22 protein-coding genes and 5 tRNA genes are annotated in these 21,112 nt (G+C 53.9%); 5 read left to right on the top strand and 22 right to left on the bottom strand.

Annotation, left to right across the window (positions count from 1 at the left end; genetic code table 11):
- Positions 1-2 precede the first annotated feature (2 nt).
- The 3 genes from galK to gpmA all read left to right on the top strand — a co-directional run bounded on the left by galK (position 3) and on the right by gpmA (position 3,177).
- A complete protein-coding gene (gene galK, locus ACQUTD_RS18305; RefSeq protein WP_473276950.1) occupies positions 3-1,151 on the top strand; it encodes a galactokinase in 1,149 nt (382 codons plus the stop codon).
- Positions 1,145-2,185, top strand: a complete 1,041-nt coding sequence (galM, locus tag ACQUTD_RS18300; protein WP_473276948.1) for a galactose-1-epimerase — start codon at positions 1,145-1,147, stop codon at positions 2,183-2,185. Before galK ends, galM begins: the two co-directional genes overlap by 7 nt.
- Before the next feature lie 239 nt (positions 2,186-2,424).
- Positions 2,425-3,177, top strand: coding sequence for a 2,3-diphosphoglycerate-dependent phosphoglycerate mutase (gene gpmA, locus ACQUTD_RS18295; RefSeq protein ID WP_318376157.1), 753 nt, complete (start codon positions 2,425-2,427; stop codon positions 3,175-3,177).
- Positions 3,178-3,276: 99 nt separating this feature from the next.
- On the opposite strand, the gene chbG is transcribed toward gpmA, so the two are convergent.
- From chbG to aroG, 5 genes are all read right to left on the bottom strand, one after another.
- Positions 3,277-4,050 carry a chitin disaccharide deacetylase gene (chbG, locus tag ACQUTD_RS18290; RefSeq protein WP_473276946.1) on the bottom strand — a complete coding sequence of 258 codons (774 nt, stop codon included), beginning with the start codon at positions 4,048-4,050 and terminating at the stop codon, positions 3,277-3,279.
- Position 4,051: 1 nt separating this feature from the next.
- The gene (locus ACQUTD_RS18285; RefSeq protein ID WP_473276945.1) at positions 4,052-5,407 is read right to left on the bottom strand and encodes a family 4 glycosyl hydrolase; all 1,356 of its coding nucleotides are present in this window, start codon (positions 5,405-5,407) and stop codon (positions 4,052-4,054) included.
- 2 nt (positions 5,408-5,409) lie between these two features.
- Positions 5,410-6,246, bottom strand: coding sequence for a transcriptional regulator ChbR (chbR, locus tag ACQUTD_RS18280; protein WP_072567865.1), 837 nt, complete (start codon positions 6,244-6,246; stop codon positions 5,410-5,412).
- 10 nt (positions 6,247-6,256) lie between these two features.
- A complete protein-coding gene (gene chbC, locus ACQUTD_RS18275) occupies positions 6,257-7,615 on the bottom strand; it encodes a PTS N,N'-diacetylchitobiose transporter subunit IIC (RefSeq protein ID WP_072567864.1) in 1,359 nt (452 codons plus the stop codon).
- 272 nt (positions 7,616-7,887) lie between these two features.
- The gene (gene aroG, locus ACQUTD_RS18270; RefSeq protein WP_473276944.1) at positions 7,888-8,940 is read right to left on the bottom strand and encodes a 3-deoxy-7-phosphoheptulonate synthase AroG; all 1,053 of its coding nucleotides are present in this window, start codon (positions 8,938-8,940) and stop codon (positions 7,888-7,890) included.
- A 318-nt stretch (positions 8,941-9,258) separates the two neighbouring features.
- On the opposite strand from aroG, the gene ACQUTD_RS18265 reads away from it, so the two are divergent.
- Together ACQUTD_RS18265 and zitB are read left to right on the top strand one after the other, a co-directional pair.
- A complete protein-coding gene (locus tag ACQUTD_RS18265) occupies positions 9,259-9,678 on the top strand; it encodes a protein YbgS (RefSeq protein ID WP_321988755.1) in 420 nt (139 codons plus the stop codon).
- A 115-nt stretch (positions 9,679-9,793) separates the two neighbouring features.
- Complete coding sequence (gene zitB / locus ACQUTD_RS18260; protein ID WP_473276941.1) at positions 9,794-10,729, top strand: CDF family zinc transporter ZitB; 936 nt, start codon at positions 9,794-9,796, stop codon at positions 10,727-10,729.
- Here zitB and pnuC read toward each other — a convergent pair.
- From pnuC to cydB, 17 genes are all read right to left on the bottom strand, one after another.
- The gene (gene pnuC / locus ACQUTD_RS18255; RefSeq protein WP_318377676.1) at positions 10,726-11,445 is read right to left on the bottom strand and encodes a nicotinamide riboside transporter PnuC; all 720 of its coding nucleotides are present in this window, start codon (positions 11,443-11,445) and stop codon (positions 10,726-10,728) included. The genes zitB and pnuC overlap by 4 nt on opposite strands.
- 19 nt (positions 11,446-11,464) lie before the next feature.
- Positions 11,465-12,514 (bottom strand): quinolinate synthase NadA, encoded by a 1,050-nt coding sequence (gene nadA, locus ACQUTD_RS18250; protein ID WP_473276939.1) that lies wholly within the window; start codon positions 12,512-12,514, stop codon positions 11,465-11,467.
- Between the two features lie 390 nt (positions 12,515-12,904).
- Positions 12,905-12,980 (bottom strand) — tRNA-Lys (locus ACQUTD_RS18245).
- A gap of 121 nt (positions 12,981-13,101) precedes the next feature.
- Positions 13,102-13,177 (bottom strand) — tRNA-Lys (locus ACQUTD_RS18240).
- A 144-nt stretch (positions 13,178-13,321) separates the two neighbouring features.
- Positions 13,322-13,397: transfer RNA gene (locus ACQUTD_RS18235), tRNA-Lys, on the bottom strand.
- Between the two features lie 3 nt (positions 13,398-13,400).
- Positions 13,401-13,476, bottom strand: a tRNA-Val gene (locus tag ACQUTD_RS18230).
- A gap of 47 nt (positions 13,477-13,523) precedes the next feature.
- Positions 13,524-13,599 (bottom strand) — tRNA-Lys (locus tag ACQUTD_RS18225).
- A 174-nt stretch (positions 13,600-13,773) separates the two neighbouring features.
- A complete protein-coding gene (gene cpoB / locus ACQUTD_RS18220; protein ID WP_318364602.1) occupies positions 13,774-14,556 on the bottom strand; it encodes a cell division protein CpoB in 783 nt (260 codons plus the stop codon).
- 9 nt (positions 14,557-14,565) lie between these two features.
- The gene (gene pal, locus ACQUTD_RS18215; protein ID WP_072567856.1) at positions 14,566-15,087 is read right to left on the bottom strand and encodes a peptidoglycan-associated lipoprotein Pal; all 522 of its coding nucleotides are present in this window, start codon (positions 15,085-15,087) and stop codon (positions 14,566-14,568) included.
- Between the two features lie 34 nt (positions 15,088-15,121).
- Positions 15,122-16,414, bottom strand: coding sequence for a Tol-Pal system beta propeller repeat protein TolB (gene tolB / locus ACQUTD_RS18210; RefSeq protein WP_072567855.1), 1,293 nt, complete (start codon positions 16,412-16,414; stop codon positions 15,122-15,124).
- Positions 16,415-16,544: 130 nt separating this feature from the next.
- A complete protein-coding gene (tolA, locus tag ACQUTD_RS18205; protein ID WP_473276938.1) occupies positions 16,545-17,831 on the bottom strand; it encodes a cell envelope integrity protein TolA in 1,287 nt (428 codons plus the stop codon).
- A 37-nt stretch (positions 17,832-17,868) separates the two neighbouring features.
- Positions 17,869-18,297 (bottom strand): colicin uptake protein TolR, encoded by a 429-nt coding sequence (tolR, locus tag ACQUTD_RS18200; protein ID WP_072567853.1) that lies wholly within the window; start codon positions 18,295-18,297, stop codon positions 17,869-17,871.
- A 3-nt stretch (positions 18,298-18,300) separates the two neighbouring features.
- Positions 18,301-18,993, bottom strand: a complete 693-nt coding sequence (gene tolQ / locus ACQUTD_RS18195; RefSeq protein ID WP_072567852.1) for a Tol-Pal system protein TolQ — start codon at positions 18,991-18,993, stop codon at positions 18,301-18,303.
- Positions 18,990-19,394: a tol-pal system-associated acyl-CoA thioesterase gene (gene ybgC / locus ACQUTD_RS18190; protein ID WP_473276936.1), complete on the bottom strand. Its 405-nt coding sequence runs from the start codon at positions 19,392-19,394 to the stop codon at positions 18,990-18,992. Before ybgC ends, tolQ begins: the two co-directional genes overlap by 4 nt.
- 148 nt (positions 19,395-19,542) lie before the next feature.
- Complete coding sequence (gene ybgE / locus ACQUTD_RS18185) at positions 19,543-19,836, bottom strand: cyd operon protein YbgE (protein ID WP_072567850.1); 294 nt, start codon at positions 19,834-19,836, stop codon at positions 19,543-19,545.
- Complete coding sequence (gene cydX, locus ACQUTD_RS18180; protein ID WP_072567849.1) at positions 19,836-19,949, bottom strand: cytochrome bd-I oxidase subunit CydX; 114 nt, start codon at positions 19,947-19,949, stop codon at positions 19,836-19,838. The genes ybgE and cydX overlap by 1 nt, the downstream gene beginning before the upstream one ends.
- 14 nt (positions 19,950-19,963) lie before the next feature.
- A complete protein-coding gene (gene cydB, locus ACQUTD_RS18175) occupies positions 19,964-21,103 on the bottom strand; it encodes a cytochrome d ubiquinol oxidase subunit II (RefSeq protein ID WP_072567848.1) in 1,140 nt (379 codons plus the stop codon).
- Positions 21,104-21,112: the final 9 nt, after the last annotated feature.

Raw genomic sequence — 21,112 nt, 5'->3', positions numbered from 1 at the left:
CAATGCCTCTGAAAGATAAAACACAATCCCTGTTTGCTGAAAAATTCGGCTACCCTGCAACTCATACCATTCAGGCGCCGGGCCGCGTGAATCTGATCGGGGAGCACACCGACTATAACGATGGCTTCGTGCTGCCGTGCGCCATTGATTACCAGACGGTGATCAGCTGCGCGCCGCGTCAGGATCGTACCGTGCGGGTAATTGCCGCCGATTACGACAATCAGTCAGATGAATTTTCCCTGGATGCGCCCATTGTGGCCCACGACAGCCAGCAGTGGTCTAACTATGTGCGCGGCGTGGTGAAGCATCTGCAACAGCGTGACAACAGCTTCGGCGGCGCGGATCTGGTGATCAGCGGCAACGTGCCCCAGGGCGCGGGCCTGAGTTCATCGGCCTCGCTGGAAGTGGCGGTCGGCACCGTATTCCAGCAGTTGTATCACCTGCCCCTTGATGGCGCGCAAATCGCGCTCAACGGTCAGGAGGCGGAAAACCAGTTTGTCGGCTGTAATTGCGGCATTATGGATCAGCTGATCTCTGCCCTGGGTAAAGAAGGCAGCGCGCTGCTGATCGACTGCCGTTCGCTGGGCACCAAAGCCGTCTCCATGCCGGAAGGCGTGGCGGTGGTCATCATCAACAGTAATTTCAAGCGCACACTGGTGGGCAGCGAGTACAACACCCGCCGCGAGCAGTGTGAAATCGGCGCGCGTTTCTTCCAGCAGCCGAAACTGCGTGATGTCTCGCTGAAGCAGTTTAATGCCGTGGCCCATGAACTGGATCCGCTGGTGGCGAAACGCGTTCGCCATGTGCTGACTGAAAACGCGCGTACCGTGGAAGCGGCCAGCGCGCTGGAAAAAGGCGATCTGACCCGTATGGGTGAGCTGATGGCGGAATCCCATGCCTCTATGCGTGACGATTTCGAAATCACCGTGCCGCAGATCGACACCCTGGTGGACATCGTCAAAGCGACCATTGGCGACAAAGGCGGCGTGCGTATGACCGGCGGCGGCTTCGGTGGCTGCATCGTGGCGCTGGTACCGGAAGCGATGGTGCCGGAAGTGCAGAAAGCCGTGGCGGAACAGTACGAAGCGAAAACCGGCATCAAAGAAACCTTCTACGTTTGCAAAGCATCACAGGGGGCAGGACAGTGCTAAACGAAACGCCTGCGCTGGCCCCGGACGGGCTGGCTTATCGTCTGATCACCCTGCGCAATGGCGCAGGGATGGTGGTGACGCTGATGGACTGGGGCGCAACCCTGCTCTCCGCGCGCGTGCCGCTGCCGGATGGCTCGGTGCGTGAAACCCTGCTCGGCTGCCGTACGCCGCAGACCTACCCGGAGCAGACCGCCTATCTGGGCGCGTCTGTCGGACGCTATGCTAACCGCATCAGCAAAAGCCGTTTCCGCCTCGACGGGCAGGAATATCAACTGCTGCCAAGCCAGGGCGAAAACCAGCTGCACGGCGGGCCGCAGGGCTTTGACAAGCGCCGTTGGCGCATTGTGCGGCAGAACGACAGCGAAGTGCTGTTCTCCATCGACTCGCCGGACGGCGATCAGGGTTTTCCCGGCAATCTCACCGCCAGCGCCCTGTTCCGTCTGACGGACGACAACCGTATCCGCATTGAATATCGTGCGACGACCGACAAGCCGTGCCCGGTGAACCTCACTAACCACGCGTATTTCAATCTGGATGGCGCGCAGGGAGACGTGCGTCAGCACCGCCTGCAACTGCTGGCGGATCACTATCTGCCGGTGGGCGAAGACGGCATTCCGGAGAGTGGCCTGAAAGCCGTTGATCAGACCAGCTTTGATTTCCGCCGCCCTAAAACCCTGGCGCAGGATTTCCTCAGCGATGACGATCAGAAAAAGGTGAAGGGTTACGACCACGCCTTTTTACTGCAGGCGAAAGGCGACCTCAGCCAGCCTGCGGCGCATTTATGGTCCAGCGATAACCGCCTGCAGATGTCGGTCTATACCACCGCCCCGGCGTTGCAGTTCTATTCCGGTAACTTCCTCGAAGGGACGCCGTCGCGCGAGCTGAAAGCGTATGAGGCCTGGCAGGGGCTGGCGCTGGAAAGCGAGCTGTTGCCGGACAGCCCGAATCATCCGGAGTGGCCGCAGCCGGATTGTATTCTGCGTCCGGGCGAGGAATATCTGAGTATTACCGAGTACCAGTTTATTCCGTCGTGATCCGTTCGCTTTGCCCGGCGGCGTTACGCCTGCCGGGCTTTCCCTTTTTTGTCGTAACTTTTTTGCGCATATCGCTGAAATAAACGCCGTTTACCGACAAAAACATAACCCTGCATTCACATGCACCTTACACTGCGCGACTATTTTCGCTATGGTTAAGGTTATGCGTTGCCGCTGACGACCTCAGGGCAATATAATGAGAATTGTTATCATTCAATCAGTTTTTGGAGGAGTAGAGTATGGCAGTTACTAAGCTTGTTCTGGTTCGTCATGGCGAAAGCCAGTGGAACAACGAAAACCGCTTTACCGGCTGGTACGATGTGGACCTGTCCGAAAAAGGCGTCAGCGAAGCGAAAGCAGCAGGTAAACTGCTCAAAAGCGAAGGCTTCAGCTTCGACTTTGCGTACACTTCTGTGCTGAAACGCGCGATCCACACCCTGTGGAACGTACTGGACGAGCTCGACCAGGCCTGGCTGCCGGTTGAAAAATCCTGGAAACTGAACGAGCGTCACTACGGTGCGCTGCAGGGCCTGAACAAAGCTGAAACCGCTGAAAAATACGGTGACGAGCAGGTTAAGCAGTGGCGTCGCGGCTTTGCGGTAACCCCGCCGGAGCTGACCAAAGATGATGAGCGTTACCCGGGCCACGATCCGCGCTACGCAAAACTGACTGACAAAGAACTGCCGACCACCGAGAGCCTGGCGCTGACCATCGATCGCGTGATCCCGTTCTGGAACGAATCCATTCTGCCGCGCATGAAGTCCGGTGAGCGTGTGATCGTTGCGGCGCATGGTAACTCCCTGCGCGCGCTGGTGAAATACCTGGATAACATGAGCGAAGACGAGATCCTCGAACTGAACATCCCGACCGGCGTACCGCTGGTGTATGAGTTTGACGAGAACTTCAAACCGCTGAAACGCTACTACCTGGGTAACGCTGACGAAATCGCTGCAAAAGCGGCGGCAGTCGCTAACCAGGGTAAAGCGAAGTAATAAAAAAAGCGTGGGACCTTCCCACGCTTTTTTAGCGACGGCATTACCTGTTATAAGCGTTATTTACAAACCGCATGGCTATCCGGTTTCGTTGCCGTCTCATGCATCGATCTGCGCCAGATCACCATAGTTTCCCAGCCAGTAACCCTGGGCTTCCACGGCTTGCCTGAGTGACGCTGTGGTCAATACCGCCAGTTCGTCCAGCCGCTGATCGCAATAGCGGCTCTGTTTGACCCCTTGATCCACATAACCCGGATGGCACATCAGCTCAACTGAACGCTCACCGCGCGCTTTTGACTGCGACAGCGCTAAGAGAAAAGCCTGCGCTGAAACGTTATCAGCATAAAAATCACCGATAAAACCGTCGGTACTGCGCACACCCTGCGGGACGATCCCCTGCCGGTGAAGCGCCTCGCGATCGATGCGTAGCGGGATGTTTTTCTCACGGGCAAACGACACCACCTGTGCCCAGACCGGAGGGATAAAATGGGCGTGATGATGGCTGTCGATATGCACTGGTGGATAACCAAACAAGGAGATAAAGCGCTGATATTGCGCCTGCAATTCCGCCGCAATCTCATCACTGGCGAGCAGCCCCAGCGTTGCCTGTTGCACCAGCCATTTGCCCAGCTGCCCTTCACGGACGAGCGAAGTCATGGGCGTTAGAGGCACGCCAAAGCTGAGCACGAAATGCAGCCCCACGCCTAATGCCGGAAAATCTGCGCTGATTTCTGCTGCGTGTTCGATCGCAGGCGCATTCATCATAGCCGTGGTGGAACTGACCACCCCGTGACGATGAGCTTCAATAATGCCGTAGTTAATCCCCTGGCTCAGGCCAAAATCGTCGGCGTTCACAATTAACAGATTCGTCACATTACGCCTCCCTTGTTGCAGTAAAGGTTGCGATAGCATCGGCAAACTGCGGCAAATATGACTGATGCGCCAGCAGCATCTCCCGCGCCAGTAATTCGGCGTCGCTGTCAGAATTCACCAGTGGGTTGAGGTTGAGCGCGAGTAACAGATCATTGAGGTTGCCGTTCAGCGCGGCGCGGGCGGCGGCGATTTCAAAGCCCTTGATGGTGTGGATAAGCCCCATGGTCTTATCGTCAAAACGGGTAAGGCGCGGGTGCGGTGTTCCTCCGTTGCGCCCCAGCAGAAAGGTCATTTCCACCACCCAGTCATCAGGAATGTTTTCAACGTGGCCGTTATGCGGCAGGTTTATATAATGTTCACTTTGCTTATCGTTATAGATGGCATTAATCACTTCACAGGCGGCATCGGAATAATACGCTCCGCCACGCGCCTCCAGTTCGGCGGGTTTTACTGCAAGGGTTGGATCCTGATAGATCTTAAATAACTGGCGTTCAAGTTTCTGCACTGCCTGCGCGCGCACTTCGCCTTTGTAATATTCGCCAAGCTCAATGGCCAGCATCTCTTTATGTTTAAAGTAATAGAGAAGATAAGAACAGGGCAGTAAATTCAGCCCCCGGATAAGGCTTCCCGCAAAAGGCAGGCTAAAAATATTCTTTACCGTGCTGCCGCTAAAGTTACCGGAAGCCACTTTGTCGATCACCTCCGTAAAACGGGAATGACCATTAACGAGAACATCTTTGATAAATACCAGATGGTTAAGACCAAAGAGATCAAGAGAGAGGTGATCGGTTTTGCCAAGGGATAAAATATCCTGAATAAACCTGTGCATTCCTACCGGCACATTACAGACACCGATAAAGCGGCGGAAATGAGTATGACGATATACCGCTTCAGTGACCATACCCGCCGGATTAGTGAAATTAATGACCCACGCATCGGGGCAGATTTCCTCAATATCCTTGATGATATCAACAATCACCGGAATGGTGCGTAGCCCTTTAAATAACCCCCCCGCCCCGTTGGTTTCCTGGCCTAAATAACCATGAGAAAGCGGGATGCGTTCGTCCTTTTCCCGTGCCGCTAACTGGCCGACACGAAACTGGGTAGTGATAAAACTGGCATCGCGCAACGCTTCCCGGCGATCAAGAGTTTGAACGATTTTCATGGGCAGCCCGGCACGGGCTACCATGCGCTGACACAGCTCACAGATGATCGCGAGTTTTTCCTTTCCTTCGGCAATATCCACCAGCCATAGCTCATCGATCGGTAATTCATGATAGCGCCGGATAAACCCTTCGACTAATTCCGGGGTATAACTACTGCCGCCACCGATGGTCACTACTTTTAATTTATTCATCCTTATTCCTCTGTTGCTCCGTTAGTCGGCTGGCCTGCCAATTGTCGACGGTAATGTCCCGGCGTGAAGGAGGTGATTTTTTTAAAATTGTTGATAAAAATGCCGGGGCTGCTGAATCCGGCATCGAAAGCAATATCGGCCACCGAGAAATTAGTGGTTTCCAGTTGCTGCTTAGCAAAATTGATGCGGATTTCATTAATGATCTGGCCTGGCGTTTTGTGATAATAAAACTGCGTAGCCCGCGTCAGATAGGACTGCGTTTTCCCTGCCAGGCGCACCATATTCTTCAGAGCGTTATCGGCAAACAGCGTTTTATTATGCATCTCACGGATCACTCGCGTCAGCCACGCCGGAATATCCTGCTGACACTGAGGATGTTCATAATGATGCAAATGATTCACTACGTAATAGGTCAACAACTTATTAAATTCATCACATTCACCCGGCTGTAAACTTAAAGACGATAACGTGGATTCGATATAAGTTAAAAAAGCTGGTGCAATGGCATAACTTTGCGAGGCCACAAAACACACCGGTAGCATCGCGGAATAGTGCGCTTCGAAATAGCGCCGACCAATCCCCATATTTAAAATGCGCGCGACGCCGTAATCATAAAATGTCTGATGTGACGATCCGACCGGGATAAAAACCACGTCACCACGCTTTAAAGAAACTGATTTGCCATTAATGACCTGACGGCAGCGGCCAGTCAGTACCAGCGTAAATTCATAATAATCATGCTGGTGCAGCCCGCTCACGCTTGTCGATTTATCAAGGATAAAAAAATAAAAATCATTACCCTTCAAAAACTGGCTTTCCTGTACGGTATTAATTTCCATCACCGTTTCCTCAAAATTGCAGCGCTGCCCTGATGTCGGTCTCGCTTTCTTCTTCGGCAATCACGCCCTGCGCCTTATTGGCGATAATAACAAAAGGTAAATACACCAGCGTGGCCAACACCAGGTTTACCAGCGCGAGAATTAATGCCGCTATGCTGCCATTGGAATTAAAGAAAGCGCCTAAGCCTGGCGGCATCGTCCAGGGTGCAAAATTGGTTGAGGGCGGGATCAAACCCAGCGAATAAGCGGCAAGCGTAATCCCCGCCAGCAACGGCTGGATCAGCACAAAAGGCAGCATCAGAACCGGATTCATAATGATCGGCAGACCAAAGAGAATAGGCTCGTTGATATTGAACAGGCCGGAAGGTAATGCCAGTTTCGCTACCTGCCGATAATCTGCCCGCCGCGATGCAATAAAGATGGCAAAAATAAGGCTCAGCGTGGCCCCCGTACCGCCCAGATAAACATAGGATTCCATCATCGGCCCTGTCCAGAAATGGAAGGTTTTGCCCGCCGCCAGTGCCGCCTCTACAGAACCATATTCGGTATAAATGGCCATATTTTCCATACCCCACGGCCCAAGAATACCACTGTTCAGCGCAGTTAATGCCAGCCCACCGTGAACACCGAAAAACCACAGCAAAGAGTTAAAGATGACATATGCCCAGCCGACTATGCCGCCCAGAGAGGCCAGAGGCGTGGAAACCATACTCATAATGATCTGGTGAAAATGCGTACCCGCCAGCGATAATCCGCCGCTTATCAGCCCCATGATCAGTAAAATGATAAATCCGGGCACCAACGCCGTGAACGACCGCGCCACGGAAGCCGGAACGCTGTCCGGCAGGGTGATAACCCACTGGCGGCGAATGATAAAAGCGAACATTTCGCCAACCGCAAGGCCGATAATCATCCCGGAAATAATATTCGCGCCACCGAGCCAGCCCGGGCCAATCGCAGCCACGTCACCGACCTGGTAAGGCGTTACGGTCATGAACGCCGCAATCGATAACAACCCGGCGGCGAGTCCATCCACCTTTCGTTCCTCCGCCAGCGCCATGCCGATAAAGAACGGCGTTAACAGCGACATAATGCCCAGGGTACCGTTATAAACGCTGCCGCCGATCACCTTAAATGCATCAAGCCGGGTTATCGTTTCCTGATCCAGATGGATCCCCAGCGACCAGAAAAACGACCCTTCGCCAAAATTCAGTAACACATTATTAATCAGGACAAACATCGCCCCCACCAGCGTTAACGGCATTAAGCGAATAAAACCATTTTTTATGGCGTTAACGTGAACCTGTTTTCCCAGCTTTATCGCCACCGGCAATATCACTTTTTCTAAAGCACTCATTGCACCGCTCATCATAAATATCCTTATAAGATCCCTGATACCGGAAACAGTAATTAATGCGGTCATTCAGCAGAAAGGATATTTATGGCGTGTCCCTTCCTGTGAATTAACTCAAGAGTATCTGAAGGCAGCAAAAGGTGATAATCACTGGGGCACGGCTATTATCATTCTTTGACATGGCAATATGATAATTTTCACAATTATCATTTTTCGCCCACCCGTGCTTGGGGTGCGAATATAAAAAACCCGGCAGGCGCCGGGTCTGCAGAGTGCAGATTGGCCGATCAGCCGCGACGCGCTTTCACCGCTTCCGCTAACTGACGCAGCACCACGCCGGTATCTTCCCAACCGATGCAGGCATCGGTAACGCTCTTGCCATATACCAGGGGTTCGCCGCTTTCCAGGCTCTGATTCCCTTCCACCAGATGGCTTTCGATCATCACGCCCATAATGGCTTTTTCACCGCCCGCAATTTGCTGGCAGACGTCTGCACCCACGTCCATCTGACGTTTAAACTGCTTGCTGGAGTTGGCGTGACTGAAGTCGATCATCACCTGCGGCGGCAGCCCGGCCTTAACCAGCCCCTCTTTCACTTCAGCCACATGGCGCGCGCTGTAGTTCGGCTCTTTGCCGCCGCGCAGAATGATATGGCAGTCGCCGTTACCGCTGGTGTTCACGATCGCCGAATGACCCCATTTGGTCACAGACAGGAAGCAGTGCGGCGCACCGGCGGCATTAATGGCGTCAATGGCCACTTTAATGGTACCGTCGGTGCCGTTTTTGAAGCCCACCGGACATGAAAGACCCGATGCCAGCTCACGGTGCACCTGGGATTCCGTCGTACGCGCGCCTATAGCGCCCCAGCTCATCAGATCCGCCACGTACTGCGGCGTGATCATATCCAGAAACTCCCCCGCCGCCGGCAGACCGGTGTCGTTAATATCCAGCAGCAGCTTACGGGCGATACGCAGGCCGTCGTTGATCTGGAAGCTGTTGTCCATATGCGGATCGTTAATCAGCCCTTTCCAGCCCACTGTGGTACGCGGTTTTTCAAAATAAACACGCATCACCACTTCCAGCTCGCCTTTCAGTTCATCGCGCAGCGCCAGCAGGCGGGCGGCATACTCTTTCGCAGCCTGGGGATCGTGGATGGAACAGGGGCCGATCACCACCAGCAAACGGTCATCGTGACCGCTAAGGATGTTATGGATCGCTTTACGGGCGTGGGAGACGGTATTGGCAGCCGTTTCTGTCGCAGGAAATTTTTCAAGGAGTGCAACCGGGGGTAATAACTCGTTGATTTCTTTAATACGTAAGTCGTCGTTCTGATAATTCATGGGGATCCCAGCTTTGCCATACAAATAGAAGTGATTGCAATACTCCCAATCTAACTGCTCGGCATTAAAGTGTAAACGCGCTTTTACACTTGATACGGATAATTCCTGAAAACCAGCTAAAAAGCTCCAGATAGTAGCGAACATCGGGTTCGTAGCTAAACTTTTTTACTGTAAGCACTTTATTTGTTTGTTTTAACGAGATCCCATTCTGCCTTACCGGCTGGATTTGGCATCTTTCACCACTGGGCGATGAATTCGTATCACATCTGCACTGTTGGACCCATTGTCCAATCAAATGACGAGCACAGGAGCAATATGATGAAAATGACTAAATTAACTGCACTTTTCCTGACGACGACATTAACGCTGGCCAGCGGCGCAGCACTGGCGGCGGATGCTGCTTCTTCCGATAACAACGGCAACGCGAATGCGGCAGCGAGCGCGGGTCAGGTTGCCCCGGATGCTCATCAGAATGTTGCGCCAAACAGTGTGGGTAATAAAGACATCAACACCGGCAATACCAATACTGCAACTGGCACCAATACCACCACCGGTACTACAGCGCCGGGTATGACTGGCGGCAACACCAGCGCCTCTGGCGAGACGATGAGTAAAGACGACATCCACAAAAATACCCAGTGTAAAGACGGCAAATGCCCGGACATTAATGAAAAAGTTCAGACCGGCGACGGTGTGAATAACGATACCAACACCAAAACTGATGGCACGTCCCAGTAACTGACAGCCATAAGTTGATAAAGAGGAGAGCTTCGGCTCTCCTTTTTTGTGCTGAAAACAAAAAAATCTGTAATGATGTAAGGCGCTGATTATTAACCATGCCGGAATTATAAAAATGGCGCATTCGCACTCTCATTCTCACCCGCCTGCCGATGAAAACGGAAGCCGTTTACTGCTGGCGTTTGGCGTCACCACCCTGTTTATGATCATTGAAGTCGTGGGTGGCCTGGTTTCCGGCTCGCTGGCGCTGCTTGCCGACGCCGGGCATATGCTGACCGACTCCGCCGCCCTGCTCTTCGCCCTGCTGGCAGTGGGATTTGCCCGTAAGCCACCCAGCGGCCGACACACCTTTGGCTGGCTGCGGCTGACCACCCTGGCGGCCTTTGTGAACGCCATTGCGCTGGTGGTGATCACTCTGCTTATTGTCTGGGAAGCATACCAGCGTTTCCGTCATCCGCAGCCGGTAGCGGGCGTCACCATGATGGCGATTGCTGTCGCCGGTCTGGTCGCCAATCTGCTGGCATTCTGGATCCTGCACCGGGGCAGTTCGGAAAAAAATCTGAATGTGCGGGCCGCTGCCCTGCATGTGCTGGGCGATCTGCTGGGTTCGGTCGGGGCAATTGTTGCCGCGGTGGTGATCCTGTGGACGGGCTGGACGCCTGCCGACCCTATCCTGTCGGTGCTGGTGTCCTGTCTGGTGTTGCGCAGCGCGTGGCAGCTGTTACGGGAAAGCGTCAATGAATTACTGGAAGGCGCGCCGGTGTCGCTGGATATTAATGCCCTCAAGCGCCATCTGCGCCGGGATATACCGGAAGTTCGCGACGCGCACCATGTGCATGTGTGGACGATTGGTGAAAAGACGGTGATGACGCTGCACGTGCAGGTGATACCGCCGCACGATCATGATGCGCTGCTGTCGCGTATTCAGCACTTTCTGGCGCATCATTATGAGATTGAGCACGCTACCGTGCAGATGGAGTATCAGCCCTGTAGCGGACCGGACTGCCAGCTGAATACGCAGCAGTCCGGCCATTCACATCATCATCATTAGTGGCTGAGCGCGCGTGAGCCTCGCTCGCGTGCGCTTTTGATCCACATCCGGCTGCCGTTCAGGGCAATAAACGTCAGCAGCAGATATTCCAGCGACATGGCATAGACGCCCTGGCGGGCGAAGATGACCACGCTTATGACGTTGATTACCACCCATAGCAGCCAGTTTTCCACGTACTTGCGCGTCATCAGGATCATTGCCACGATGGACAGCACCATCATGCAGGAATCCCAGAACGGGAAGGCGTCCGGCTGAAGTTCAGGCATCGCCACGTTAAGCCCAAGGCTCTGCATCAGCGCCACGGCGATACGCGTTAAGAACGCGAAGACCGGGTTGATCCACACTGTCATCAGACCGATTGCGACGACGCAGACCGCAAGCCACGTGATAGCCTTCGACAGCGGTAGCCAGCGGATTTGCAGTACGGCTTCGTTTTGCGTGGTTTGCCGTGACCAGGCGTACCATCCGTAAATATTGGCGGCGAAGAAAAACAGTTGTAATAACAGGCTGGCGTAGAGCTGGATCTGGAAGAAAATAATCGCAAACAGCGTGACGTTGATTAAACCAAACGCGTAGTTGCTGATTTTTTCCAGGCTGGCGAGCCAGATACAGAGCAATCCCGCCAGGGTGCCCACCGCCTCGATCCATGATAAATCATAGCCACCCGCGCCAATCGGGATGTGAACCAGAATGTTCTGCGTGCTAAAAAAATCCATCTTTTCCCCAAATGATTGTTTACGTTGATGAACGTAGTGTAGCTGCAAAATCCAGCATGCGGTTTAACGGCCTGAGAGCGCCTTCACGCAGCGCGGCGTCAACATGGATCTCATGCTCAGCGCCACCGCTTCTGAGGCCGTCAGCGATAGCCTTCAGGCCGTTCATCGCCATCCACGGACAGTGCGCACAGCTGCGGCAGGTTGCCCCCTCGCCTGCGGTCGGCGCTTCCAGCAGTTCCTTTTCCGGCACGGCCTGCTGCATCTTATAAAAGATCCCGCGATCGGTGGCCACAATCAGCTGTTTTTGCGGCAGCGTTTTCGCAGCGGCAATCAGCTGGCTGGTAGATCCCACCGCGTCAGCCATCTCCACCACCGCCTGCGGGGATTCCGGATGCACAAGGATCGCCGCATCCGGATACAATCCTTTCATGCGCGCCAGCGCCTGAGTTTTAAACTCATCATGTACGATACAGGCCCCCTGCCAGCACAGCACATCTGCGCCGGTCTGTTTTTGTACATAGTTGCCGAGATGCCGGTCCGGCGCCCAGAGGATTTTCTCTCCGAGGCTGTCGAGATGCTCGATCAGCTCAACGGCGATGCTGGAGGTCACCACCCAGTCGGCGCGTGCTTTGACGGCGGCAGAGGTGTTGGCATACACCACCACGGTGCGATCCGGATGGGCGTCGCAGAAGGCGCTGAATTCATCCGCAGGGCAGCCTAGATCCAGCGAGCATTCTGCCTGAAGGGTTGGCATGAGGATGGTTTTTTCCGGGCTGAGAATTTTGGCGGTTTCACCCATAAAGCGGACGCCCGCGACCAGCAGCGTTGAGGCAGGATGTTTTGCGCCAAAGCGCGCCATCTCCAGCGAATCAGAAATACAGCCGCCGGTTTCCTCCGCCAGCTGCTGGATTTCCGGGTCGGTGTAGTAATGGGCCACCATCACTGCATCCCGCGCTTTCAGAAGACGTTTAATTTCTTCGCGGTACGCCTGTTTTTCATCATGGTTTAAGGGCGCAGGCTTTGGCGGAAAGGGATAAATCGCGGTTTCCGGATCGAACATCACGCTCATGTGGCTTTCTCGTTTTGCTGACTTAACAAATATCGGTTCATAAAGCGATAAATTGCTTATCAAAAACCAGCTGTGTTTTATATGCTAAACAAGATAGCCGATTCGCAGGGGAAAGTCACAGAGATAACGATGCTGGCGGACGTTTTTTTGCGGGAAGAGGTATACGCCCGGCGGCGCAAGCTTGCCGGGCCTACACGTACGCTGTAGGCCCGGTAAGCGCAGCGCCACCCGGCAAAAAACCTGCATTTCGCGCATAGCAAAAAGGCGCCTTTAGGGCGCCTTTCTACATTGGTGGGTCGTGCAGGATGACTCGGCTTCGCCTCGCCCTTCGGGCCGTTGCTGTCGCAACGTTATCCTTCACGCTTTATTACTGTTTTGTTGCTTAAAGAGTGGTGGGTCGTGCAGGATTCGAACCTGCGACCAATTGATTAAAAGTCAACTGCTCTACCAACTGAGCTAACGACCCCTTAGGGGATTTTCTTCGAAGTGGTGGGTCGTGCAGGATGACTCGGCTTCGCCTCGCCCTTCGGGCCGTTGCTGTCGCAACGTTATCCTTCACGTCTCACTATCATGGTCCACCGATGAATTGGTGGGTCGTGCAGGATTCGAACCTGCGACCAATTGATTAAAAGTCAACTGCTCTACCAACTGAGCTAACGACCCATTCAGGGTGTTGACTTCGAAGATTTAAATCAGGCAAGAATGATTGGTGGGTCGTGCAGGATGACTCGGCTTCGCCTCGCCCTTCGGGCCGTTGCTGTCGCAACGTTATCCTTCACGTTTAACTACTGCTTTCCACCTGAGTATTGGTGGGTCGTGCAGGATTCGAACCTGCGACCAATTGATTAAAAGTCAACTGCTCTACCAACTGAGCTAACGACCCGAGTGGTGGGTGATGACGGGCTCGAACCGCCGACCCCCTCCGTGTAAAGGAGATGCTCTACCAACTGAGCTAATCACCCACTCAAATTACTCATCATTCTGTTACTACTGCGTTCAATCGAAAGATTGGTGGGTCGTGCAGGATTCGAACCTGCGACCAATTGATTAAAAGTCAACTGCTCTACCAACTGAGCTAACGACCCACTATAACGCTTTTTTGCGCTGCTTCAGGTATGTCTCATATCCCGTGGCAACGGCGGCATATATTACTGGTTTATGAATCTGGCGCAACAAAAATTTCGATATAGATCACTTAACTGCTTATGATTCATGCGACAAGACCAGAAATTCCGCGATTTCTGGTCATGCAGCATTCATTACATCGCGCTAAGTCGTTTTTGCGCTTGTTTTGCGCCTTCAGTGCCGGGGTACTTGCTGATCACCTGCTGATAAACCGCTTTGGCTTTCGCAGTGTCCCCTTTGTCTTGCATGATCACGCCGACTTTAAACATCGCGTCCGGCGCTTTCGGTGATTTCGGGTAATTTTTCACCACGGAGGCAAAATAAAACGCCGCATCATCCTTTTTACCCTTGTTGTAATTCAGCTGACCAAGCCAGTAATTCGCGTTCGGCTGGTAAGTGGAATCCGGGTAATTTTTAACGAAGTTGCTGAACGCGGTAATGGCTTCATCCTGACGGGACTTATCCTGCACCAGCGCAATAGCAGCATTGTAATCCGTATTGGCATCACCGCTCTGTACCGGCGCTGATGGCGTTTGCGCCCCGGCGTCCGGCGTCGCGGTCGCTGCGCCTGTTTGATCGCCTGTCGCTGGCTGTGCGGCGGCACCACCGCTGCTCAGACCATCAAGCTGCGACTGCATCTGCTTCTGGCGTTCCACCATCTGGCTCAGCTGATACTGGCTTTCCTGGATCTGACCGCGCAGGGAATCAATATCGGACTGGTTATCAGAAAGTTGCTGCTGAAGCTGAGTTAAAAGCTGGCTGTGAGCATTAGAAATACGCTCAAGTTGGGTGACACGGTCTTCGACCGAGCCTGAGCCGACACTACTGATTGGCGCCTGAGCAAAAGCGGCCCAGGGGGCCGCTATGCCAACCAGTAACGACAGACTCATCAGATGATGTCTGAAGTTACTGCTCATGCAATTCTCTTAGTAAACCAGTACGGCACGACGGTTTTTAGCGTAAGCCGCTTCGTCATGGCCCAGTACTGCAGGTTTTTCTTTACCGTAAGAAACGATAGAGATCTGGTCAGCGGTAACGCCTTTACCCTGCAGGTACATTTTAACAGCGTTAGCACGACGCTCACCCAGGGAGATGTTGTATTCCGGGGTACCACGTTCGTCAGCGTGACCTTCTACGGTGACTTTGTAAGACGGGTTGCTACGCAGGAAGTTAGCGTGCGCGTCCAGCATTGCAGCGAAGTCAGAACGGATGTCGTACTTGTCCAGATCGAAGTACACGATGTTGTTCTGTTGCAGCTGCTGCATCTGCAGACGAGCCTGCTCTTCAGAAGACATGTTGCCGCCGCCGTTAGCGTCCATACCAGTGCCGGCACCCAGCATGCCTTCGCCGCTCTGGTCGTTGCTTGCGTTCTTGTTAGAAGAACACGCTGCGATTGCCATAACCGGCAGAGCGAGCATCAGCCCTTTCAGCACTTTGTTCAGTTGCATTTCTTTGATTCCTTTAATAATCAATTATTTATTATTACAGATACGGCGACCAGGCAGGGAATTTGACCTGTCCATCAGTTGCCGGAATACGCGCTTTGAAACGCCCATCTGTAGAAACCAGGTTCAGCACGGATCCCATCCCCTGAGAAGAGCTGTAGATAACCATAGTGCCGTTAGGTGCCAGACTTGGCGTTTCATCCAGGAACGTTGACGATAAAACCTGCACGCCACCCGCTACCAGATCTTGTTTGGCAATGTGTTGCTGACCGCCGTTAGAGGTCACCATTACCATAAATTTGCCGTCGGAACTCACGTCAGCATCCTGGTTCTGCGAACCTTCCCAGGAAATACGCTGCGGGGTACCGCCGTTGATATTCACTTTATAAACCTGCGGACGACCAGCCTGATCGGAGGTGAACGCCAGGTTCTGGCTATCCGGGAACCAGGTCGGTTCAGTGTTGTTGCTGCGACCATCAGTCACCTGGCGGATCTGACCAGAAGCAAGATCCATCACGTACAGGTTCAGACTGCCGGTTTTAGACAGAGCGAAAGCCAGTTTTTTGCCGTCAGGCGAGAAAGCCGGTGCCCCGTTGTGACGCGGGAAAGAGGCAATCTGACGCGTTGCGGTGCTTGCCAGATTCTGCACCACCAGCGCAGAACGACCGCTTTCGAAGGTCACGTAAGCCAGCTGGTTGCCATCTGGTGACCAGGCCGGGGACATCAGCGGCTGCGGTGATTTATGCACAACAAACTGGTTATAACCGTCGTAGTCGGACACGCGCACTTCATACGGGAACTGACCGCCGTTGGTTTGCACCACATAGGCGATACGCGTACGGAAGGCGCCTTTAATCCCGGTCAGCTTTTCAAAGACTTCATCGCTGGCGGTGTGACCCGCAAGGCGCAGCCATTGTTTGTTAACCTTAAAGGTGTTTTGCGACAGCACGGTACCCGGCGCGCCGCCGGTGTCCACCAGCTGATAAGACACGCTGTAGCCGCCGTCCGGAGTAGGCGTAACCTGTCCTACGATAACCGCGTCAATACCCAGCGCAGACCAGGCGGCTGGCTGAACTTCCTGAGCGGAAGCCGGTTGCTGCGGGAGACGAGAACGATCCAGCGGATTGAATTTACCGCTGTTCGCAAGGTCAGCGGCAACGATACCGCCGATATCTTCCGGCGCTGCGCCCGGACCTGCCCATTTGAACGGGACCACGCCAATAGGACGCGCAGAGTCGACACCCTGGGTGATCTCAATGCGCACTTCTGCATGCAGCGCCGCTGCAAACAGTACCAGAAAACCAAACACTACACGTAATGCCTGCTTCATCATATCTCCCTTATCCAGGCTGAAAACCTGCGATAATTTAGCAGAATGTTAACAAACTCAAATAGACAAAACTATCGAAACCCCGTGACTAAAATAGTCCCTTTTCCGGCGTTATGTGGAAAAGTGTATCTTAAGGTTTGAAGTCCAGTGGCGCATTTTTAAACACTTCATACACCGCCTGCGTCGGCGGTTTCGGGAGCTTCGCCTGACGGGCTGCAGCAAGTGCGGCCTGACAAAGCGCGGGATCGCCCCCTTCAGACTGAATATCTTTCAACGTACCATCTGGCTCAAGCCTGATGCGCAGCGTACATACCTTGCCAGTATAGGATGCGGCATCATAGAACTTGGTTTCGATGGCTGCTTTTATCTGACCAGCATAGTTGCTGATATCAGCCCCTGAAGCGCCATTGTTTTTAGTGTTACCACTTCCTGCTGGCGCTGCATTACTTCCTTTCGCTCCACCGCCGGTTTTCGGCGCATTCTTACCGGAGCTGAGGTCGCCAAACAGGTCATCAACATCAGACGCGGCGGCTTTCTCTGCCGCGGCTTTTTTCGCAGCGGCGGCTTTTGCTGCTGCGGCTTTGTCGGCGGCTGCTTTCTTATCGGCAGCGGCTTTCTCAGCTGCAGCTTTTTTATCAGCGGCGGCCTTTTCAGCAGCGGCAGCTTTCGCGGCCGCGGCTTTTTCGGCGGCGGCAGCAGCTTTCTCAGCGGCAGCCTTTTCAGCAGCGGCTGCTTTCGCCGCAGCAGCTTTTTTAGCGGCTTCAGCCTGTGCTTTCTTCTCGGCGTCCTGCTGCGCTTTTTTCGCAGCTTCTGCTTCGGCTTTTTTCGCAGCATCGGCGGCGGCTTTGGCGGCTTCTGCTTCCGCTTTCTTCGCGGCGGCGGCAGCGGCTTTGGCAGCCTCGGCTTCTGCTTTCTTCGCGGCATCCGCGGCGGCTTTCGCCTGGGCGTCAGCCTGCGCTTTCGCATCGGCGGCAGCTTTGGCAGCGGCTTCTTCAGCCTGCTTTTGCTGCTCCTGCGCTTTCTTCGCCGCTTCTTCTGCCTGTTTCTGCTGTTGTGCCTGTTCGCGGGCGTTTTCCTGCGCCTGCAAACGTTCTTTTTCGAGCTGTTTTAAGCGCTCCTGCTCGGCGGCCTGCTTCTCGCGAAGCTCTTCCGCCTGCTGTTGCGCCTGCTTTTCACGCTGTTCTTCAGCGCGTTTCGCGCTCGCCTGTTGCTGCTGCTCACGGTTGTACTGCTGTACAACGGCGCCGGGATCGACCATAACGGCGTCGATGGACGAACCACCGCCGCCGCCAGCAGAGGCGTCTATGTGCTCATCGAACGAACTCCAGATCAGCAGTGCAAATAAAATCACATGCAGCACCGCCGAGATGGTTATCGCCCGTTTAAGCTTGTCGTTTTGTTCGGTTGCCTTTGACACTATCGGTTCCCAAAAACTGTTCGCCTGTTATGCAGGATTAAATAGGCTGCGTCATCAAGCCAACCGACTTCACACCCGCGCTGTGTAACAGGTTCAGCGCTTTGATGATTTCATCATATGGCACCTCTTTCGCACCACCGATTAAGAAGACCGTTTTCGGATTCGCCTGCAGGTGACGCTGCGCTTCGGCAATGACCTGTTCAGGCGGCAGTTGATCCAGACGATCTTTTTCAATCACCACGCTGTACTGCCCCACGCCAGAGACCTCGATAATGACCGGAGGATCATCATTGGTACTGACGCTCTGTGATTCTGTCGCATCCGGCAGATCAACCTCAACGCTCTGGGTGATGATCGGGGCGGTTGCCATAAAGATCAGCAACAGCACGAGCAGGACGTCCAGCAGCGGTACAATGTTGATTTCGGACTTGAGTTCGCGACTTCCTCGTCCACGCTTTCTGGCCATGGCTTACCCCTTGTTGCTCTCGCTGCTGGTAAACGCCTGACGATGCAGAATAGCGGTAAACTCTTCCATAAAGTTGTCGTAATTCTGTTCCAGTTTATTCACGCGCTGGTTCAGGCGGTTATACGCCATAACAGCCGGAATAGCCGCAAACAGACCGATTGCCGTGGCAATCAGCGCTTCGGCGATACCTGGCGCAACCATTTGCAGCGTGGCCTGTTTAACGGCACCCAGTGCGATAAAGGCATGCATGATCCCCCATACCGTACCGAAAAGGCCGATATAAGGACTGATGGACCCGACCGTGCCCAGGAACGGAATATGCGTTTCCAGCGCTTCCAGTTCGCGGTTCATGGAAATGCGCATCGCGCGGGATGCCCCTTCCACTATCGCTTCCGGCGCATGGCTGTTGGCGCGATGTAAACGGGCAAACTCTTTAAATCCGCTGTAGAACATCTGTTCTGAACCGGAGAGCGTTTCGCGGCGGCCCTGACTTTCCTGATACAGACGAGACAGCTCGATGCCTGACCAGAATTTGTCTTCAAAGGCTTCCGCTTCACGCCCGGCTGCGTTAAGTATGCGCGTGCGTTGAATGATGATGGCCCAGGATGCGATTGAAAAACCAATCAAAATCAACATGATAAGTTTGACCAGAAGGCTTGCCTTCAGGAACAAATCAAGGATGTTCATGTCAGTCACTGCTTAAACTCCGCGACAATAGACTTGGGAAGCGCACGAGGCTTCATTAAGAGTGGATCAACGCAAACAATCAGTATTTCAGCTTCATTAAGCACGGTGTTCTCTGCGTTGACGATCCGCTGCGTGAAAACCAGAGAGGTTCCACGCACTGATGTAATTTCCGATTGGACTTCGAGCATATCGTCGAGTCTGGCGGGCGCAAAATAGTCCAGCGTCATTTTACGCACCACGAAGGCGACGCGCTCTGCCAGCAAAACCTGCTGACTAAAGTTGTGGTGGCGCAGCATCTCTGTGCGTGCCCGTTCATAAAAAGCGACGTAGCTGGCGTGGTAAACCACACCACCGGCATCGGTGTCTTCGTAATAGACACGAACCGGCCATCGAAACAGCGTTGTATTCACTTTACATCCCGGTAATGCAATAAAAGTTAGCGCTCAAAAACGTTGCTACTATACGCGCGGGAATGTTGCTTTGGAATGGGTTCAGGTGAACGGAGAGTAAAAATTTATGGGCTTTTACAAGCCCATGACGTTAACGGACAGTTCTTAGTCAAAAGAAAAAATAAAACAGCGCGGCAGCCAGCACGATGTCTGCGATGAGCGGGCAAAATATGCCCTGCCAGTGAACGGCAGCAGGACGAAAACCAACCCCGTGGATCACGCCGCTACAGACGGCCCACATCATCAGGAAACCTTGCCAGATTTCGTAGTCGCTGGTCTTCGCGGCAAAGCGGGCAGGATCCCAGAATACGCAGCCTGCCAGCACCAGCGCCATCACTAAGGAAAGGGCCCGAAGCGGGCCCTTATCCATTACCGCATAGAGTTTTGCGATAATAGCGTTCATCAGTGTTCTTCTTTACCTGCCTGAGTCGCTTCTACGTGCTCAAGCGCCAGGGCGGTGATCACTCCGAATGCGCAGGCAAGAAGCGTTCCTAAAATCCATGCGAAATACCACATTGTATGCTCCTTACTTAGTACAGAGAGTGAGTGTTGCTTTCAATGTCTTCTTTGGTGATGCGACCGAACATCTTCCAGTAACACCATGCGGTATAGAGAAGAATGACAGGTACAAACACCGCCGCAACCCAGGTCATCAGATTCAGCGTCATCTGGCTGGAGGTCGCATCCCACAGGGTCAGGCTCACGTTCATCATCGTGCTGGACGGCATAATGAACGGGAACATGGCGATGCCCGCGGTGAGGATGATGCACGCCAGCGTCAGTGATGAGAAGACGAAGGCAAACGCCGGTTTCTCAAGACGTGACATCAGGGTGGTCATCAGCGGCAGCACGACGCCCAGCGCTGGCACCAGCCACAGGATCGGCGTGTTGTTGAAGTTCACCAGCCAGGCACCAGCCTGACGCGCCACTTCTTTGGTCAGCGGGTTAGAGGCGGCATGATGATCGATAACCGAGGTCACCACGTAACCGTCAATACCATACACTACCCACACGCCTGCCAGCGCGAAGCACACCAGGGTTACCAGCGCGGCGATCTGCGCCACGCCACGTACACGCAGATGCAGTTCACCGACAGTACGCATTTGCAGATAGGTTGCCCCCTGGGTGACGATCATCGCCACGCTCACCACACCGGCCAGCAGGCCAAACGGGTTCAGCAGCTGGAAGAAGTTGCCGGTGTAGAACAGGCGCATGTATTCATCCATATGGAAAGGCACGCCCTGTAACAGGTTGCCGAACGCCACACCAATGACCAGCGGCGGTACGAAGCTGCCGATGAAAATGCCCCAGTCCCACATGTTGCGCCAGCGGGTGTCTTCGATCTTCGAGCGGTAGTCAAAACCAACCGGTCGGAAGAATAACGACGCCAGTACGAGGATCATCGCCACATAAAAACCAGAGAACGCAGCGGCGTAGACCATCGGCCAGGCGGCGAACAGCGCGCCGCCAGCGGTGATGAGCCACACCTGGTTGCCATCCCAGTGCGGGGCGATGGCGTTAATCATGATACGGCGTTCCGTGTCGCTGCGACCCAGCACGCGGGTTAACATCCCCACGCCCATGTCGAAGCCGTCGGTGACCGCAAAACCAATCAGCAGAATGCCAACCAGCAGCCACCAGATAAAACGTAATACTTCATAATCGATCATTTGACGACT

The sequence above is a fragment of the Enterobacter sp. K510 genome, assembly GCF_055804875.1.
This window is presented reverse-complemented; position numbering and strand designations above follow the sequence as displayed.

What these genes read in the sequence shown, in the direction of transcription:
- tolR (WP_072567853.1), bottom strand. Translation starts at nt 18,297, where the DNA reads ATGGCCAGAAAGCGTGGACGAGGAAGTCGCGAACTCAAGTCCGAAATC.
- gpmA (WP_318376157.1), top strand. Translation starts at nt 2,425, where the DNA reads ATGGCAGTTACTAAGCTTGTTCTGGTTCGTCATGGCGAAAGCCAGTGG.
- cpoB (WP_318364602.1), bottom strand. Translation starts at nt 14,556, where the DNA reads ATGAGCAGTAACTTCAGACATCATCTGATGAGTCTGTCGTTACTGGTT.
- cydB (WP_072567848.1), bottom strand. Translation starts at nt 21,103, where the DNA reads ATGATCGATTATGAAGTATTACGTTTTATCTGGTGGCTGCTGGTTGGC.
- chbC (WP_072567864.1), bottom strand. Translation starts at nt 7,615, where the DNA reads ATGAGCGGTGCAATGAGTGCTTTAGAAAAAGTGATATTGCCGGTGGCG.
- ACQUTD_RS18285 (WP_473276945.1), bottom strand. Translation starts at nt 5,407, where the DNA reads ATGAATAAATTAAAAGTAGTGACCATCGGTGGCGGCAGTAGTTATACC.
- cydX (WP_072567849.1), bottom strand. Translation starts at nt 19,949, where the DNA reads ATGTGGTATTTCGCATGGATTTTAGGAACGCTTCTTGCCTGCGCATTC.
- ACQUTD_RS18265 (WP_321988755.1), top strand. Translation starts at nt 9,259, where the DNA reads ATGAAAATGACTAAATTAACTGCACTTTTCCTGACGACGACATTAACG.
- pal (WP_072567856.1), bottom strand. Translation starts at nt 15,087, where the DNA reads ATGCAACTGAACAAAGTGCTGAAAGGGCTGATGCTCGCTCTGCCGGTT.
- zitB (WP_473276941.1), top strand. Translation starts at nt 9,794, where the DNA reads ATGGCGCATTCGCACTCTCATTCTCACCCGCCTGCCGATGAAAACGGA.
- galK (WP_473276950.1), top strand. Translation starts at nt 3, where the DNA reads ATGCCTCTGAAAGATAAAACACAATCCCTGTTTGCTGAAAAATTCGGC.
- nadA (WP_473276939.1), bottom strand. Translation starts at nt 12,514, where the DNA reads ATGAGCGTGATGTTCGATCCGGAAACCGCGATTTATCCCTTTCCGCCA.
- aroG (WP_473276944.1), bottom strand. Translation starts at nt 8,940, where the DNA reads ATGAATTATCAGAACGACGACTTACGTATTAAAGAAATCAACGAGTTA.
- chbR (WP_072567865.1), bottom strand. Translation starts at nt 6,246, where the DNA reads ATGGAAATTAATACCGTACAGGAAAGCCAGTTTTTGAAGGGTAATGAT.
- tolB (WP_072567855.1), bottom strand. Translation starts at nt 16,414, where the DNA reads ATGAAGCAGGCATTACGTGTAGTGTTTGGTTTTCTGGTACTGTTTGCA.
- ybgE (WP_072567850.1), bottom strand. Translation starts at nt 19,836, where the DNA reads ATGAACGCTATTATCGCAAAACTCTATGCGGTAATGGATAAGGGCCCG.
- pnuC (WP_318377676.1), bottom strand. Translation starts at nt 11,445, where the DNA reads ATGGATTTTTTTAGCACGCAGAACATTCTGGTTCACATCCCGATTGGC.